General features: G+C 43.1%; 14 protein-coding genes. 7 read left to right on the top strand and 7 right to left on the bottom strand.

All coding sequences use genetic code 11. The features are described from left to right. Nucleotides 1-109: 109 nt before the first annotated feature. Together BLS49_RS11085 and BLS49_RS11080 are read right to left on the bottom strand one after the other, a co-directional pair. A complete protein-coding gene (locus BLS49_RS11085) occupies nt 110-1,519 on the bottom strand; it encodes a sensor histidine kinase (RefSeq protein WP_091229851.1) in 1,410 nt (469 codons plus the stop codon). After that, nucleotides 1,516-2,205, bottom strand: coding sequence for a response regulator transcription factor (locus BLS49_RS11080; protein ID WP_139173129.1), 690 nt, complete (start codon nt 2,203-2,205; stop codon nt 1,516-1,518). Before BLS49_RS11080 ends, BLS49_RS11085 begins: the two co-directional genes overlap by 4 nt. A gap of 211 nt (nt 2,206-2,416) precedes the next feature. Here BLS49_RS11080 and BLS49_RS11075 point away from each other — a divergent pair, with 211 nt between their 5' ends. Next, nucleotides 2,417-4,459 carry an S-layer homology domain-containing protein gene (locus tag BLS49_RS11075; protein WP_091229845.1) on the top strand — a complete coding sequence of 681 codons (2,043 nt, stop codon included), beginning with the start codon at nt 2,417-2,419 and terminating at the stop codon, nt 4,457-4,459. Between the two features lie 86 nt (nt 4,460-4,545). Here BLS49_RS11075 and BLS49_RS11070 read toward each other — a convergent pair whose 3' ends face one another. Both BLS49_RS11070 and BLS49_RS11065 read right to left on the bottom strand, forming a co-directional pair. After that, nucleotides 4,546-5,172, bottom strand: coding sequence for a hypothetical protein (locus BLS49_RS11070; protein ID WP_091229842.1), 627 nt, complete (start codon nt 5,170-5,172; stop codon nt 4,546-4,548). An 84-nt stretch (nt 5,173-5,256) separates the two neighbouring features. Beyond that, complete coding sequence (locus tag BLS49_RS11065; protein WP_091229838.1) at nt 5,257-5,598, bottom strand: winged helix-turn-helix transcriptional regulator; 342 nt, start codon at nt 5,596-5,598, stop codon at nt 5,257-5,259. 105 nt (nt 5,599-5,703) lie between these two features. Between BLS49_RS11065 and BLS49_RS11060 the strand changes: the two genes are divergently transcribed. Beyond that, nucleotides 5,704-6,087 (top strand): RidA family protein, encoded by a 384-nt coding sequence (locus BLS49_RS11060; RefSeq protein ID WP_091229835.1) that lies wholly within the window; start codon nt 5,704-5,706, stop codon nt 6,085-6,087. 135 nt (nt 6,088-6,222) lie between these two features. Here the strand turns inward: BLS49_RS11060 and BLS49_RS11055 are convergent, their stop codons facing one another. Continuing rightward, nucleotides 6,223-7,161, bottom strand: coding sequence for a copper amine oxidase N-terminal domain-containing protein (locus BLS49_RS11055; protein ID WP_175471379.1), 939 nt, complete (start codon nt 7,159-7,161; stop codon nt 6,223-6,225). A 236-nt stretch (nt 7,162-7,397) separates the two neighbouring features. Here BLS49_RS11055 and hprK point away from each other — a divergent pair, with 236 nt between their 5' ends. Beyond that, nucleotides 7,398-8,312 (top strand): HPr(Ser) kinase/phosphatase, encoded by a 915-nt coding sequence (hprK, locus tag BLS49_RS11050; RefSeq protein WP_091229829.1) that lies wholly within the window; start codon nt 7,398-7,400, stop codon nt 8,310-8,312. Between the two features lie 174 nt (nt 8,313-8,486). Here hprK and BLS49_RS24545 read toward each other — a convergent pair whose 3' ends face one another. Next, nucleotides 8,487-8,684 (bottom strand): hypothetical protein, encoded by a 198-nt coding sequence (locus BLS49_RS24545; protein ID WP_139173128.1) that lies wholly within the window; start codon nt 8,682-8,684, stop codon nt 8,487-8,489. A 70-nt stretch (nt 8,685-8,754) separates the two neighbouring features. Continuing rightward, nucleotides 8,755-9,522, bottom strand: coding sequence for an ANT(4')-I family aminoglycoside nucleotidyltransferase (locus tag BLS49_RS11045; RefSeq protein ID WP_091229826.1), 768 nt, complete (start codon nt 9,520-9,522; stop codon nt 8,755-8,757). A 304-nt stretch (nt 9,523-9,826) separates the two neighbouring features. On the opposite strand from BLS49_RS11045, the gene BLS49_RS11040 reads away from it, so the two are divergent. From BLS49_RS11040 to BLS49_RS11025, 4 genes are all read left to right on the top strand, one after another. Continuing rightward, nucleotides 9,827-11,341, top strand: a complete 1,515-nt coding sequence (locus tag BLS49_RS11040; RefSeq protein ID WP_091229823.1) for a malate:quinone oxidoreductase — start codon at nt 9,827-9,829, stop codon at nt 11,339-11,341. 346 nt (nt 11,342-11,687) lie between these two features. After that, nucleotides 11,688-14,822 carry a hypothetical protein gene (locus BLS49_RS11035; protein WP_091229822.1) on the top strand — a complete coding sequence of 1,045 codons (3,135 nt, stop codon included), beginning with the start codon at nt 11,688-11,690 and terminating at the stop codon, nt 14,820-14,822. Further along, nucleotides 14,819-15,889, top strand: coding sequence for a hypothetical protein (locus BLS49_RS11030; RefSeq protein ID WP_091229819.1), 1,071 nt, complete (start codon nt 14,819-14,821; stop codon nt 15,887-15,889). Before BLS49_RS11035 ends, BLS49_RS11030 begins: the two co-directional genes overlap by 4 nt. 26 nt (nt 15,890-15,915) lie before the next feature. After that, nucleotides 15,916-17,754, top strand: coding sequence for an acyltransferase family protein (locus BLS49_RS11025; protein ID WP_091229817.1), 1,839 nt, complete (start codon nt 15,916-15,918; stop codon nt 17,752-17,754). Nucleotides 17,755-17,767 lie beyond the last annotated feature (13 nt).

The following is a 17,767-nucleotide window of genomic DNA, read 5'->3' as shown; positions in this document are numbered from 1 at the left end:
CGGGAAAATGATAGCCCCCTACAGCAGCCAGATTTTATTACTTCATCCGCTTACCATAGTAGGGGGCATATCACTTCTGGGATAACCTTTCATCACCATTTTGTTAGCTTTATTGATTTTTGGGGAGCCTTACCATGAACAAGGTTTCTACATGGGGAGTACTTATCAAGCGAATATGGCCTTGATGCGATTCAACGATTTCCTTGACAATCGAAAGCCCGATACCGAGCCCCTCGCCACTTCTTCCTCCGTCAACGCGATAAAATCGTTCAAAAATGAGCTCATGATCCTCAGGAGCAATTCCTCTGCCTTTATCCTTAATGGTTATGCACACATAGTCACCTTCTTCAACGAGGCCTATTCCAAGGAAATGCCCGTCTTTTCCATAGCGGATCGCATTGTCCAATAAATTGCGTATAGCACGTTCAATAAGAGGCGCATCGATCAACTCGTGAATATCCTCATCGGGGATGTCCACATCAATTGAAAAGCTTTGCTCATCTAAAAACAACATGTATTCGGCGACAATTTTTCGCATCATTTCGGATAAGTTATGCGCAGCAAGATGGACTTCAAGTGCATTTGCATCCAGTCGTGCGATGTCCAACAATTGATCCAGCAGTTTGTCCATATAACGGGATCGCTGCAAAATGATTTTTGCGCTGGTCTTCAGTTCGTTTTCGTTATTGTAGGAGCCAGTATGTATAGTTTCGGCGTAGCCCAGGATCATTGTAAGCGGTGTTCGCAAATCATGTGATAGATTGGAAAGCAGCAGCTTGCGCCCGTTTTCAAATTGCTCGATTTCATCCGCTTGGCTTCGAACCCGCTGCGCCATCGAATTGTAATGTCGGGTAAGCTGGCCGATTTCATCCTTCGACTTATCCTCGAGTACAACCACATCGCTTCGGATATTAACCAGATTGAGGGCTTGGTTGAGCTTGCCAATACGCCGATTGACCGAGGAGAAGAACAACAGGGACAACATATAAGGTACTAAAAAAGACAACAGCAATGGCAGAGCCCAGGAATACAGTGCTTTGATTGTACGCACAAAGAAATACACCTGCCCTTGTTTCATCGCATCGCTAGATAAACTCAGAAATAAGTAATAAGGCTGTCCATTCTTGCTCGTTGAATAGGCGAGCGTAATAGGTTTATTTACGTCCCAAAGGTTGTTGGGCAAATTTATAAAGCGATCCGCTAATTGCTTGAAGTCGTAGCTTTGTATCTCGCCGGAAGTATCATAGAGCATGGACCCATCTGAAGCAAGCCATTCAAATCGAAGCTCTGGATGCTGATAATGAGCTTGATCCAAGATCGGCTGGATTTTATCCTTGTCGTATGTATTTTGTTGTTCAATTGCTTTCAGCATTTCCTGTGAGATTGCATTCAGCGTATTTAGATCGTAACCTTTGTTCCAAATATTCCCCGAAATTGTTGTAAGCCAAATAAACAAAATCAAACTGAAGACGATGCTTGTCAGCATGATGATCCATAGTTTAGTACGATTTTTCATCATTTATCTCCCGAAAAACGATATCCGACGCCACGAACGGTATGCAGGGTATGCTGAGAACCAGAGAGGCTTTCGAGTATTTTGCGGAGGCGGCTAATAAATACGCTCAAGTTATTGTCATCATAGTTTTCATGCTGCCAAATCTGTCTGTATATTTCTCTTTTGGTCAGAACACGATCAGGATTTTGCATAAACAATTTCAGAAGCTCGCATTCAACCGGAGTTAATTCATGAGGATTACTTCCGTCATTTTGTAAAACTAAATTATCTACATCCAGAACCAGCTTGTTTAATCGTATGAGTTCAGATTGATGGGTCGATTTTGGCCGCTGCCTTCTTAGCTGGGCTTGAACCCGAGCAAGCAGCTCCAACGGGCTAAATGGCTTTGTCACATAATCAACTGCTCCCAAACCGAGAGTAGTAATTTTGTCCTGCACTTCTCTTCTGGCGCTCAAAGCGATTACGATCGTTTCTAAGCTTTTTTCATGCAAATAACGAAGCACATCAAAGCCATTTCCGTCATCCATCATCAAGTCCAATATCATAAGCTCAAAATGCTGCTCATTCATCCGTTCAATTGCTTGTCGTCCTGACTCGGCTTCGATAATTTGAAAGCCTGCCCGTTCCATATGGATACGGATTAACGTACGAATCTCGGGTTCGTCATCGATAAGTAGAATTCGATCCATCCACAAACCACCCTTCTTCTCCAAAATATGAATCTCTTAAAAGAATACTATATGAGTAGAATATTGAATAATGATGATTTATGTCGAGGGTTTATTTTGACATTCCATTAAGATTTCATTAAGATTCGGTTAAAATTTTTTATTAAAATAAAAATAATAAGTTTTTAAGAATTGAAGATTTTTATTTTGGAAAGGTAGGTTGGGGCAGATCATGAACAAGAAATTTTTTATTTGGTTTACCGCGCTGACCCTCGGTTTGACGTCCGCAACCTCGATTGGTGCCGGCGTGAGCGAGGCGAAGACTTCGGCCGATTTCAGCGATTTAAAAGACTTGGACGCAGCTACGAAGGCAAAGTTCGATGCAATGATCCAGGCGGGTATCTTCAACGGAGTCTCAGATACTAGTTTCGGGCTGAAAGAAGAAATGAATCGAGCTCAGTTCGCGAAGGTAGCAGCGTTAATTTTTGGCCTGCAAGTTGACCAAAGCCTCAAGACATCGTCTTTCAGTGATGTAAAGGCAGATGATCCTGGAAACGGCTATGCATTACCTTATATCGAGGCGGTCAAGCGAGCGGGAATAACGGACGGTGTGGGCTCTGGAAAATTCGATCCTTCGGGTAATGTAACCAAGGAGCAACTAGCTGCATTTCTCGTTCGAGGATTAGGGCTGAATGCGGAAGCGCAGTCGACGCCAGGTATTAGCGATAGTACTGTCTCCGACTGGGCGAAAGGTTATGTCCAGCTGGCACTCCAGCAAAAGCTGCTAGGGAATTCTTTGGATGGTACATTCGGCGGTAAAAAAGAAGCAAGCCGTGAACTGCTTGCATCGGGGGCCTATGAAAGCGCCAAAACGTTCGAGGCTACTCAGCCTCTTGAGGTGTCAGGAGCGGACTTCTTGGCGGGGAACAAGCTTGAGTTGACGCTGACGGTAGGGATCGCCGCGGACTCCGTGGATTTGTCCAAGATTACGATTAACGGTGTACCGCTTGATCTGAAGCTGGACAGTTATGAACTGTCCGAAGACAAGAAGACGATCATTATCAAGCTGCGTCAAGGCTTTAAGCTCGATACATCCAAGAAACCGGTTATCGTTGTAAAGGACTTGAAGACATTATTGGGCAACGAGGTAAAAAATGAGGAAAGTAAACCAATACCGGTGAAGGTAACTGAACCTCCGGTTACGCCGCCAGTGGTTACGCCAGCACCATCAACATCTTCGCCATCTTCATCATCATCACCATTTACGCCTACACCTGATCCTGAGCCTGTTGTGACTCTGACGATCGATGTCGCGAACGGAAGCATCACTCATACGACAGCTTCTTATCCGGTAACGGGATCGGTCACAGGGGTTGTGTATTACTCCGTGCTGCCGTCCGGTTTGGCAACTCCAAGCTTGGATAATATTAAGTTAGGGACGAATGCTGTCGTCTACGGTTCGGTGGAATTAGATGGAACGAAGGGGAATTTGGAATTGAGCGGATTGAGCGCCGGAACCTCTTATGTGTTATATGCTTATGAGTTTGCCAGCAACAAAACATCTGCCATCTCCATAGTACCTTTTCAGACGTTGGCTGAGCAGCAGATCGGACCTGTGATTACTTTTAACGCTGAGGGTACAAAGAGGAGCGAGGGATATTCTGGCGACACGATTGAAGTAAGTGTAAACTCCGATGGGTATGATACGCTATATTACGTTCTTACCGAGTTCAACCCTTCCATTTCTCCAAGCGCTGCGCAGGTAAAATCCGGCCAAGATGCAACGGGAGGATCAGCGTTTCAGTATGGAATGATTGATATGAACTTAGAAGGCTCCAATAACAGCATCTCAGCGAACTTGCTTTCTAGTAAGACCTATAGTTTCTACATAGTTGGATCTAATGGGATACTGGATAGTCAAGTTGCGGGATTCACTTTCTATCGGACGGATTCGATCATCGACACGTTCACGAGCATTGGCACGCCTGTCGTGAATCCCAATTCGATTACGGTCTCACCGGATTATAGCGGAAGTAGTAATTATCAGTTTTATTACTTAACAACAGATCAGTTTGCAGGCGTGAATCCACCTTCTGCTGATTATATTATTAATCAGGGCAAGCTCGGAACTTATGATCAGGCAAACAGTACGGTAAGTATCCCAGGTTCGTTTACTTCAAGTACCGGACTTTATACGGTCATTGTGGCTAATGATCCAACGTTGGGCGATAATATCCGCTCGAACGTAGTAAGCTATATTCCGTTTTCTGAGTAGGCGTTTTTAAAAGGCTCATTCCATTGATAGAAGGTGGAGTGAGTCTTTTTTTATACAGAGCATTTATGGAGATGAACATGAAATTCCTAGATGGGCTCTAATGGCCACTGGAACATGCGGATTAAGACATCGGGGTTTAACCATAGAGTGCTGCCCCCTTCGAGCTGTACATGGAAGAGTATCTCTAGTTCTGCCCAGACACTAAGCCCAGGGAAAATGGAGTTTTGGTTGAGAATCACCACAGGCATATTCTGAAAACCAGGAAGTACGAAATCCTTATATTTGCTTGAGCCTTCTAAAAAGATAAGCTCCTGAATCTCACGGTTTTCACCGATAATTCTCCTATTATCAGTCCCAGGCGGCGCGAAAACGAATTGGTAAAGAGTTTGTCTTCTGTGCATCCAGCATTTATTCCATTGGTCTCCGCTGAAAATATCCCCAGCAGTTGTAGACCCAATGACTCTGCCTGTAATCTCAACATGGGGTGCTGAACGCCAAGGTCCACGATCTGGTCGTGGAATCCGATTGGAGTGGAGCTCATATCGAGATGCTACTCCAAATTGTCGATTAATTAACGAGCCGCCGCTATATGTCATATTGCCCTTTAAGTGAAAGCCATCTGCTTGCGTCTCTCCTGTAAAGGGAGGGGTTAATATAAAGTTGGCATTGGCCCACCAAAAGTTTGGATCCTGCCGCACCGGCATATGGTACATTTAATCACGCCCTTTCTCGCATAAATATATGGTGTAGGGGCATGGTTAATAACTTAAAATGCAAAGAGTTGTTTGGTACTGGATTCAATTATTTTGATTTTTTGCTCCCCACTCACATAACTCCTCCAAAACGGGTAACAGTGTTTTCGCTTTATCTGTTAGACTATACTCGACTTTTGGTGGAATTTGAGGATATTCTTTACGCGTTACCATACCATCTGCTTCCAATTCTTTGAGCTGTGAACTTAGTGTTTTATAAGTAATAGTTCCTATCTGTCTTTTCAGATCATTAAATCGAACTGGCTCGTTTTCTGCCAGGAGGTAAATAATAACCATTTTCCATTTGCCTCCAATAACTGAAAGCGTATATCCAAAAGGTGTATCTTGAATATTATTAACCTTGCCTTTGTAATCAGCCATACCCATGTTTACACTATCCTTTCTGATAGTATCTATCAATAAAGTGCGTACTTATGTTTTATTTACGTTCATTTTATACTAACCTTACTTTGAACTAAAGGAGAGCATAAAATGACTAATGTTAAAATCTACGATCATGGTCTTTGGGATCACGGCATTACCCAGGGTTACAGTGTGAACGGCACCATCTACGTTTCGGGACAATTTTCTCACGATACGCAGGGTGCGTTCATTGGTGAGGGGGATATCGAGACGCAGACCCGGCAGACGCTGGAAAATCTCGATCGCGTTCTGGAGGGATTTGGTGTCACGAGAACGAATCTCGCTTATGTGGAGATCTATCTGACAAATGCGCAAGGGCATGCTGAGCCGTGCATCCGGCTGTTTAAGGAATACATGGGACAACACAGGCCCGCCGGCAGTCTCATTGGAGTGACACACCTGGCTTTCCCTGAACAGCTGATTGAAATCAGTGCCGTTGCCCATACGGACTAACTGTAAGTGGGTCATCGCGGTTCGTGCAGCGCCGGGTAGCCTGAACTCTTATAGATGTTACGGTATCTAGTTATTAAATATAAAGAAGGAGTCGGTGGTATACCGGCCCCTTCTTTATTGCTCATTTTAACGATTTTATTTAAGTGCATCTAAGGCAGCATTAAGTTCTGCTTCTACCGACGCATTCACATATTGCATGCTAATGGTATATCCGGTGTCCGTTGCTTTTAGTAAAAGAGAGACTGTAGTACTCCCCACCTGCCACTTGCTAGATAAGTAACCTTGATCAGCAAAAAGCGTAAGATATTGATCTAGTGGATTGTCATTGGGTGGTAAATAGCCTTCTACTGGCTTCCCGTAAGATTGGGTTAAACTATCATACATTCCGTGGTAGATGCCAAGCAATACACCTTCATTAAAGCCGGAAATGTCCGGCAAATACACCATTTTAGCAAGTTTATTTTTGTAAAATATATATAGTTCTTCGGGAGCTTCGGGCACCTCGGGCGTTTCGTATACAAGGAAATGAACATCTCCATGTTTTTCCTCAAGGGTAAGCAGCTTCTCACCAGAAACTGACTTTATGTTGTCCGGGGTTACTCCCCATGGCGGTATGAAAGCAGTTGTCGGCTTTTCTCCGATCCAGGCGATGCCCTGAGAAGCATCCGATCCGATGGATTTTCCGGTTAATTTCTGTACTGCTGATAAAGGTATGTATGTAGTTCCGTTCATCGTCTTGACCGATGCGGATAGAAGAACCTCGGCTCCATTGATTTTTGCTTTTTTGCTTCCTGTCTTCACGGTTATAAAGGAGCCTGCCGAGTTTTTCGCCGTAATTGCCTTCGTTTGGTTATCGACAGTCGTGGTATAATTTAGTTCTGATAGAACCGATTTCATCGGAATTAGAGTGGTGTTCTTTTCCACAACGGTTGGAAATTTTGCCGATGAAACTTTGCCCTCTATATAGAGAGTGTAAGAAACGGGAGCAGCAGCGGAAGTTATGGGAGCGGAAAAGAAAAGGCCGACGAAGGTAGTCAGGCACCCCATAAGCGTTAAGTAGATTATTTTTTTCATAACGTCTCCTTTACCATACATATTTTTTAAAATAGTAGAACTATTCTCATTAATATAGCATAGTTTTGCGCGATGGCAGTTCCAATATTTACCTATTTACTGAATGCTTATATTCAGGCTGTACTCTGATGGCCTTCATTAGCAGGAAAGTACTGTTCCGTCGTGGAATATATCCAACAACGAAGTGTTGAATATTAGGCGTATGCGGATACGCCCTGTTGCAGGAGGAGAGACGCATGAAGACGATCACTGTTAAAAGCCTTAAGGAAGCGTTCCAATTGGAAGTGCTTGCGGGATCTAATAGAATGGATCGCGTGATTACTCGTCCACGAACGCACAGACCGGGCCTTGAGTTTGTTGGGTACTTTGATTTTTTTCCTATGGAACGGGTGCAAGTACTCGGTCGTAAGGAGATTACTTATTTATTGACGCTTACTATAGAGGAACGTAAGCTGCATATCGGAAACATTGTCAAATATCATCCACCATGTTTTATTGTGACATCTGGGCAACAGGAAATCCCTTACTTGACCCTGTTCTGCGATCAGGAGGGTATACCGTTGTTGAGGACGACAGAGAAAACAACGGAGTTTATCACCAAGCTGGACAGCTATCTGGTGAAGGCTTTGGCACCGGAGGTGTCAATCCATGGGGTATGCGTGAATGTCTCCGGTATAGGCATTCTGCTCAGGGGGAAATCAGGAATCGGTAAAAGTGAAACAGCTCATACGCTTATCAGAAGAGGCCACCGATTTGTGGCGGATGATATTGTCGTGCTCAAGAAGCTGGGTCCATCAACGCTTCTCGGAACTCATAATGAGACCACACGCGAGTTCCTCGCCCTGCGCAGCGTTGGATTGATTAATGTTGTACGCCAATATGGTCGCAAGGCGTTTCAAGACGAGACGCGAATTGTTCTCGACATTGAGCTGTCCCCATGGCAGGAAAATTCCCTGAACAATGAGCTGGACGTAGTACCTCAGTTCACGGAATATCTCGGCGTTCAAATACCGCATATCGAAATCCAGCTTCAACCGGGGCGGGACGTAGCCGGTTTGATCGAGGCAGCGGCGAATAACTGGTATCTCAAGCAGCTCGGCTATAGCGCCGCTGAAGAGTTCATGAAGCGAATTGAAAACGAGATGCAGTAGCGAAAGTAGTGACTGGGTGAAGAAGGGGCTGTCCCAAAAGGCCTGAAAGCTGATGTTGCTGTTAGCGCACTAGCGCTGGATCAAACAGGAGCATGAGCGTCAAAAGTGATATTAACGCTAATCTCTTACAAGAAAGTTTCAATTACAACTGTAAACGCGGGCCTATGATAAGCTTCACAGCTTCAGCTCGTGACCTATACTCGCTCCGTCTCGGTAGGAAACGGCTGTCGAAGGTACAACGATTATGCCATGCTTATATTCATAAGCCCGAGTAATTAAAGTCACGACCTCCGCTCGGCTGATCGAGTCAGTTGGTCTAAAGTTGCCGTCTGATCCAAGAGCGATATCCGCTGCGCCGGCTTTTTTTAGCATTGTTCGTTGGTTGTGTTATTATTGATTACTTCGCTTTTTTGTAGGCTTAATTTCGCTTTACTGATAGTTGTCAGAATGGGATTCGTTTTGAATAAATTACGTAGTCATGCTCGTTTGCCCAATTCTCCAGACCATTCCAGAAATTTTCACAAGCTGAAACGATCTTTGAAGGTTCTCCTAACTCTCCAGACATAACCATTCGGGCAACGTTGTCGAATCCATCAGGACGATTTGGCATTTCCAATGCCTCTGGTAGAACCATTGCTCCAGTTGAGAAAAGCTTTTGATTGTGCAACCCGACTAACATAGCTCCATATTGGGCAAACTGTACTGCCAAGTATGGTAAGTAGGTGCGAGGACCATTTAGACTGACATTTCTAAGTTTCCCAACAAATTCGTAGATTTCTCCTACAAGGACTTCGTGGATGGCACGCCTGAAATCCCCCTTTGTTGGTGATTCGGCAGCTTCTATTAATTTTGGGAAAAAGCCTTCGGGATCATACAGACTAAGCTGGGAAAAGAATGGGCCATGCGTCAAAGGCCATGTTCCTTCAACAGTAGAGGCTGTTTTAAGGAGAACCTCTGCACTACAGACGTTCACTTCTGCCTTCCAGGGTCCCGCTAACCATTCATAGCTAAATTCACTTGATTCACTTACACTTAGTACGCACAACATCTCGATGTCGGAGAACGGTCCGTCTGTACCTCTGGAAACAGAGCCATAGACCCCAATTGCTACAATTTCATCTCCGTACACCTCATGTAATCTAGAAGCAATTTCGTGACAGATTTGAAGTCTCTCATCCCGAGAAATTTTGACAGGTCCATTCATGTGCATTAGCTTGCAGCTCCTTTTATTTAATCTAGACAGGTAACTAGTGCTACATGCATGGAGGGCCTCGAACTTAACGGGGAACTTTTTTTCGATGCAATGGATTCCCTCCTACAATGTAATAATGTGGGGATTTTACCCAATCTCAATTATTTTAGCAAGGTGTGCGTTGCGTGTGTAAATTTTAACGATTGTTATATAACGTTTAACTATGATTTTCATACAATTTAGATATCTCAATCTTTAAATAATAGTGATATACTATGATCAGGTTATATTCTTCAAATATTAACGTGTAAGGACGGTAATAATGAGTAACGGACAAACCCAATCAGATGTTATCTTAATTGGCGCTGGAATCATGAGTGCGACTTTAGGGTCTCTACTGAAAGAATTAGCACCGGAATGGAAGTTTACAGTGTTTGAGAAACTTCCGAAGGCAGGGGAAGAGAGCTCCAACGAATGGAATAATGCTGGGACAGGGCATGCTGCACTGTGTGAGCTTAACTATACTATTGAAAAACCGGATGGATCGGTAGATATAAGCAAGGCTGGAAACATTAATGAACAGTTTCTTGTTTCAAGACAGTTTTGGTCTTATCTTGTGAAAAGCGGGTTGCTGCGTAATCCGCAGAACTTTATCATGCCTTTGCCTCATATGAGTTACGTACATGGAGAACAAAATGTAGAGTTTTTGAAAAAACGTTATGAAGCTCTTTCGGGCAATCCTTTGTTTCAAGGGATGGAATTCTCTGATGACCCGGGCAAATTAAAGGAATGGGTTCCGCTTATGATGAAAGGCCGTACTTTCAATGAACCTGTAGCGGCGACCAAAATAGAATCCGGAACGGATGTCAACTTTGGTGCTTTAACGCGTATGCTGTTCGATCATTTAAAAAATCATAACGTTGATATACATTACAATCATAGTGTTAAGAGTATGAAACGTACTAGCGACGGATTATGGCAATTAAAAGTGAAAAATCAAGAGAGTGGTACGGTCGAGCGACATACTGCCAAGTTTGTTTTTGTCGGTGCTGGTGGAGGAAGCCTGCATTTACTGCAAAAGTCAGGCATTCCAGAAGGAAAGCATATCGGAGGATTCCCGGTAAGTGGATTATTTATGGTGTGCAACAATCCGGAGATCGTTGAGCAGCATCATGCAAAAGTATACGGTAAAGCTTCGGTTGGTGCTCCGCCAATGTCTGTTCCACATCTTGATACACGATATATTGACAATAAAAAATCGTTACTGTTTGGACCGTTTGCCGGCTTTTCGCCAAAGTTTCTAAAAACGAGTTCGATGTTCGATTTAATAACTTCTGTAAAACCGCACAATCTCTTAACGATGTTGGCAGCAGGTGCAAAAGAGATGTCATTGACCAAATACCTGATCCAACAACTTATGTTATCGAAGGAGCAGCGTATTGAAGAGTTACGAGAGTTTATTCCGAACGCCAAAATGGATGATTGGGATCTGGTTGTAGCAGGCCAACGTGTACAAGTTATTAAAGATACTGCTCATGGCGGCAAAGGGACGCTGCAATTTGGTACGGAAGTTGTCAGTGCTGAGGATGGCTCGATAGCTGCATTGTTAGGTGCTTCTCCGGGCGCTTCCACAGCTGTTTCTGTCATGCTTGAGGTAATGAATAAATGCTTCCCGCAACATATTAGAGCGTGGGAACCGAAAATAAAAGAAATGATCCCTTCTTATGGGGTGTCATTATTAGAAAATCCAGAGCTGATTCAGGAAATCCATACTTCAACAGGGCAGACGCTCGGTTTAAACAGTGAACTGAATCTTCGTCAGTACACATCACACTAATATAAACATGAGAAAAGCGGCCTCGTCCTGAATTCTATGGGACTGAGGCCGCTTCGGAGAAGGCGCAACCGCATACAGCATCGCGCAGCAAGTTCGACGGCAGCTACAGTCGAAATATGGAGTGACTATTAGATTATGAAGGACTGGGTGCTCAGAATAGGGGGCCTGGTCTTTTTTTGGTGTTCATTTTACTAATTGTGAAGTAATGTACATTGTCATATGACAATGTACATTACAATTATCACTATTTTTCGACATAAATAAGAAATATAATCGAATAGTAGACTTTAGTGGGTCGAAATATGCAGCATAATTTATTGCCATACATTCTTATAGAGGTGGATATATGTCAGCAAGATCAAAAGCAATCGTTATATTAGGAATGCATAGAAGTGGGACTTCATTGTTAGCCAAGACTATAAAATCTTTAGGTGTTTATATTGGTCGTGATGAGGAAATGATCGGACCGCGTGAGGACAATCCTGAGGGCTTCTGGGAGCATTCTGAAATAGTAGATGTTCATGAAAAGCTGCTCGGCAACTTGTCTTCTTCATGGGATACTACGAAGCCATTGCCTGCAGAATGGTGGTTGTCAGAAGAAGTGGTATCTTACCGATCACAGATAAAAGACATTGTTACCGGAAATTTTTCTAACCGTGCTGTATGGGGGTTCAAGGATCCGCGAACCTGTCTGCTGCTGCCGCTATGGAAATCGGTATTTCAGGAATTGGATATTGAGCCAATATACATCATATGTTTACGTAATCCGTTGAATGTGGCAGCTTCTCTACAAAAGCGAGATCGGTTTACTAACGAGAAATCTATGGCACTCTGGACTCTGTACGTCATGTCGAGCTTATACTATACAATCGATGAAAGACGAATGGTTGTCAGTTATGATCGTTTGCTTGAACAACCCGTTGAAACAGGTGAAAGGATCAGCCATTTCCTGAACATCCCCTACAATGGAACCGAGCGGGATTTGATGAGTTCGTTGCCTAATAGCGGATTAAGGCATGGTAATTATTCATTAAGTGAATTAAGGCAATCGCAATCCGTGCTACCCATCGTTAAGCAAATCTATCAATTATGCTTGAGCGGGGAAGATGATGATTACAATTTTAACGGTACGGATTTGAATGCTAGTGTTGTCAGTATCTATAACAATCTGGAGCAATCTGCCCAGCTACTGAATCACGAACGGGCTTGTCGTGTACAATTTTATTGGTCCGGAGCTGATGGACAGTTTTCTGAAGAAAACTCCTCTTATATTACAGTCAACAAGTCAGGTAAATTGGATTCCTATCAGATCAGGATCAAGGAAGACTTCGGTTCGAGCCTGCGAATAAGTCTAGCTAGAGAACTGGCGATGATTAAATGTTCAAAACTGAAACTTGCACAAGGCGAAAAGGAGATAGACCTGCTTCAGAGTGGAATGGTGGAGTACGTTGATTTTCTGACATTAAGCAATCATGATGCGGAAAAGGATTCGATAATAGGCATTACCATTGGGGACGAGCCACAGTGGGTGATAAAAAAATTGCCGCCGCTCCAAGGGATGGTTACCTTACTTATTGATATTAGTTGTTCTTCTAAGCTGAATGAGGAATTGGTTACAAGACTCCAGCAGCAACGCACTAGTGAAGAGGATATACTTGCCGCTATACAAGCAATGACTGAGCAAAACGAACAGCTCCACATAATAAACGCTAAGCATGAAGAGACAACTCGTATCACTGTAGACCAATTGCAAATGGCAAATGCTGAAAAAGAAACACTTCGTTTGGCAGCGGATCAACTTGAGATGCGCTTGGAATTACAAATCAAGGAGCTTCAATTATTGAATGCTGAAAAAGAAGAAACAATCCGCTTGGCTGCCAATCAGCTTGAGAAGCAGTTGGAGACGCTAGAGTTGCTTTGTGAAGAAAGACAAACTCTTGAAGCTAAGCATATGTCACTGAATCAGGAACTGCAGGCTGAAAATGATGAGCTGAAGGCTCGTGTACAGGTAAAGGACAACAAGCTTCCACGCAGTGATCAGTTCCTGCTGATGAGACAGAAGGATCAGGAAATCGAACAATATCGCCGTGAAATCGCTATATATACAGGGTCGATGTCATGGAGAGTCACCATGCCATTAAGATTGCTTGGGGATACAGCAAGAGCTTCCAAAAGAAGGGCCAAGATGCTGGTTAAACGTATGCTGAAGTGGTATGCCATCCAGCATAACAAGCTTACCCGAGCTACCGGTTTGACGGGAAGATTGAGCTATAAAAAATATGCTCTAATCATTTCCCATACCAACTATTTGGAATCGATGGGCGGTACGGAAAAGTATATTTATGAACAGGCTTCTCATCTGGCCTACAATGATGTAGGTGTTATTCAGATTTATCCGGCTCAAAGCTATTCTCTGCTGGACAATAAGGAAGGAACCTATTATGGGGTCGTTGCGGATGGGCAATTCAAAGGCTTTCATTCCATAGGCGAAATAGTCAACTGGTTATCCAAGCTTCATATTCAACTAAAGATGTTATACACACATCATTTATTGAACTGGCAAGTAAGTGATTATTTGACGTTGTACAACCAGGCTCAAAATCAATTTTCCTTTGTACATACCATGTTTATGCACGATTTCTTTGTGCTTTGCTCCAGTTATCATATGATGTACGAGCCAAAAACAGAATTCAGTGTCAAGCAAGCAGGCGAGCGAAGATCGTGTATCTCTGAAATCGTGGCATCGTCAGCTTGCGGTAAAGAAGCTGCAATTTGTCAAAGCTGTCGGTATAGCTATCAGCTATCTGAATGGAGACAGGCCTTCCAAGCCGTTTTGGACAATGCGGATCAGATTGTAGTGCCGTCCATTTTTGTTAAGGATACCGTTTCTGCCGTGTATAGAGATATTGCTGATAAAATCACAGTCAAGGGTCACCTGATTTTTAATAAACAAACGATCGTGTTCAAACCTAAGCCAACTGAACGCAAGCTAAAAATCGCTTATTTAGGCTATAAAATGGACAATAAAGGTTGGCAGCTTTGGGAGCGTCTATACAAGGATGAATCTCTGAGACAGAGCTATGAGTTTCATCATGCAGGTTCACAGGAAGACTATGCCGATCACGTTGTCATGCATCAATACTCTTTTATTAATGACGGCAAAATGGCCGCTCCTAACCTGCTTATTAAACATGACATTGATTTGGTTTTGTTATGGTCTATTGTTCCGGAGAGTTATTCGTATACGCTTCAGGAAGCTATCGCTGCAGGAATTCCAGTTCTTACTTCACCTAAAAGCGGAAATATTGCAGCTACGATTGACCTGCATCCGGAGTTAGGCAAGGTGCTTCACAGTGAGGAGCAGCTGTTGGCGTTTTTGGCCAATACCGAGAAGGTAAAATGCTACGTGTCGGGTGAAAGGGCCAGGTATACTCTGGAATATAATCACTTATCTTTGACTAAAGAGGAGCTTCAATCATGATTATAACTACTTCGATTTGTGCCAATTATTTACCTAAGGCGATGGTTCTGGCCAAATCCGTTAAAAGAACCAATCCTGACGCTCATTTCATCGTTTGTTTGCTTGAACGGGAGATTCATCCAGCCGCGTTGACTTGCGATGCTTTTGATGAGGTTGTGTTAGCCAAAGATCTTGGTTTTGAGCAATTCGATAAATTTATATTCAAGCACTCCATCGTTGAAGCAGCCACTGCAGTAAAAGGGCAGCTATTTGTGTATATGTTGAACCGCTATGTTGAGGAGAACCAATTTGTTTACTTGGACCCTGACATTGAAGTATATGATGAGCTTGTAGAGCTTAAGGCCGCCCTAGACGAACATGCGATTGTACTTACTCCGCATCTATGTCATCCGGAGGATATTATGGATGCTGTCATGGACAATGAATTAAGTGCACTGCAGCACGGAGTGTTCAACCTCGGCTTTCTGGCCATTTCCAGATCTGAGGAAGCGGAACGTTTTGCGGCATGGTGGGCAAGTCGACTATCTATGTTCTGCTACGACGATATTCCAAGGGGAATCTTTACCGATCAAAAGTGGATTGATCTTGCGCCATGTTATTTCGATGTATATATATTGAAACACCCGGGATATAACGTAGCTCCTTGGAATTTATCCAAGCGTAAGCTGGTCTACTCCAATGGATACCAAGTGAATGGCCAGAAACTGAGGTTTTTCCATTACTCCGGATTCGATTCCGGTGCGAATGAAGGTATGATTAGAAAGTACGTTCCAGACTTAAGCAACTGTGTCTACAATCTGCGAGACAATTATGTCCGGCAGCTGGAAGAGGCGGATCAATCAAAGCTTGGTCGTGTGGAATGGTCTTATGATTTTTTCCATAGTGGAGAGCCGATTAAACGCAATTCGCGTATTATTTTCCGTGATGTACCAGAACTTCCTTACCGTGTAGAGAATCCTTTTGCTGAGAGCAACGATTTTTTTGAGAAATATGTGAGTGTCGAGATGGTCGCCAGAAATGTGATTCAACAAGGGAAAAAATTGCTGAAGCGCATCATCAACCGCTGATGGGACGGAATTAGGAGAACTGTATCATGACAAAATCAAGATTGCTATATCCGGATGTTCTTCGTGTCATGGCTATTATTGGGGTGGTGCTGATTCATGTAACAGCTCCAGTAATAGGAATCTTGGACGTAATAGAAGAAGTCCGGTATTGGTGGGCGGCCAATATCATGAATTCTGCCTTTCGGTGGAGCGTGCCTGTTTTTTTTATGATCAGCGGAATGTTCTTGCTAGACCCGAACAGAAATGAATCGGCAAAACAATTTTATTTTAAAAGATTAGCCAGAGTGCTCCCGGCTTTTGTGATATGGAGTTTCATTTATTATTTGTGGGAGATAAGGCATGAGTTAAATCGCTTTGAGACAGGTTCCTTCATAAAGGGTGTGGCTGAAGGTAGTCTTCATTATCACTTATGGTTTGTGTATACAATTATTGCGTTATATATTATTGTTCCATTACTTCGTTTATTTGTTAAATATGCCTCTCAGGGGATCATATACGCTTGTGCAGCGTGCTTTATTGCTTCAAATCTGTCTTTGATCTCCGGCTTGCTGGGCTGGAGGTTAGCGACTGAGATTCCTCAAATAACAGGCTATATCGGTTATTTCTTACTCGGCTATTATTTATCGATTACTTGTTTGGATTTAAAAAGGCGTCGGCTTTTATATGGGTTTGGTATCGCTTCTTGTCTAATCATTGTGCTCGGTAATTATTGGATGATAAAGTATTTTCCCAGCTTGGGGAGTTATTTTTACAACTACATCTCTTTCCCTGTACTTATAACCGCGGCGGCATTGTTTGTATGGTTCAAACAAATAGGATTCAATTTCGTTACAGCCGGTACTTCACGACTTCTTTATCTTATCAGCTCATCTGTTTTCAGTATTTATTTAAGCCACGTGCTTGTCATGGAATTCCTTTATGAGTGGCACCCTTGGGATATCGTCCACGGTAATCCATGGATGTATGTATTTGTTGTCACGGCATTTATTCTGTTGATTTCTTTTTTGCTCTATTTGGTTTGGTATGGGGGTCTTTATATGTTAAAAGGGATCTCAAAGCTGCCTGGCCGTTTACCGAAGGTGCAGGAGTTAATTGGACAGCTCAAGGAAATTTATGATTATAGAGAAATGCTCCGCAACATGGTGCTTAAAGATTTGCGGACAAAATACAAGGGCTCTGTGCTGGGCTTCCTCTGGACATTCCTGAACCCGCTGCTTATGTTGGCAATATACAGCTTTGTATTCTCATCCATTATGAAATCGGACATTCCTGATTTTCCGATGTTTATTCTGGTTGCGCTTCTGCCCTGGAATTATTTTTCGCAAGCGATTCTGCAAGGAGCAAGGAGCATCGTAAACAACGCAGAGCTGTTGAAAAAGGTATATTTCCCGAGAGAGATCCTTCCGTTATCCGTCATTGGCAGTAATTTGATTAACTATTTGCTTACTTTGGTCATTCTGATTCCTGCGCTTTGGATAAGCGGGATTCACATTACAACGGCAGTATTCTCCTTCCCGATTGTACTGTTCATACAATCTATGATTATATTTCCTATTGTCATGCTAGCTTCCTTAGGGGTGCCTTACCTACGCGATTTGGAGCATATTCTAAATGTGCTGATGATGATTTGTTTTTACCTGACACCGGTTTTATTTCCTGTTTCGTTCATTCCGGAACAATTCAGATGGATATTCGATTACAATCCAATGACGCCGATTATAAACGCTTATCGAGATTTGTTTTTATATGGGCAGTGGCCGGATTTTGGAACTCTTCTTCCGATGCTGCTTGTGTTGATCGTGTTGAATACAGCAATAGCGGTCGTCTTTTCGGTGCTGCAAAGAAATGTGGTCGAAGAAGTATGACGAGTACATGCAG

Source organism: Fontibacillus panacisegetis (assembly GCF_900102215.1).
GTDB lineage: Bacteria > Bacillota > Bacilli > Paenibacillales > Paenibacillaceae > Fontibacillus > Fontibacillus panacisegetis.
This window is presented reverse-complemented; position numbering and strand designations above follow the sequence as displayed.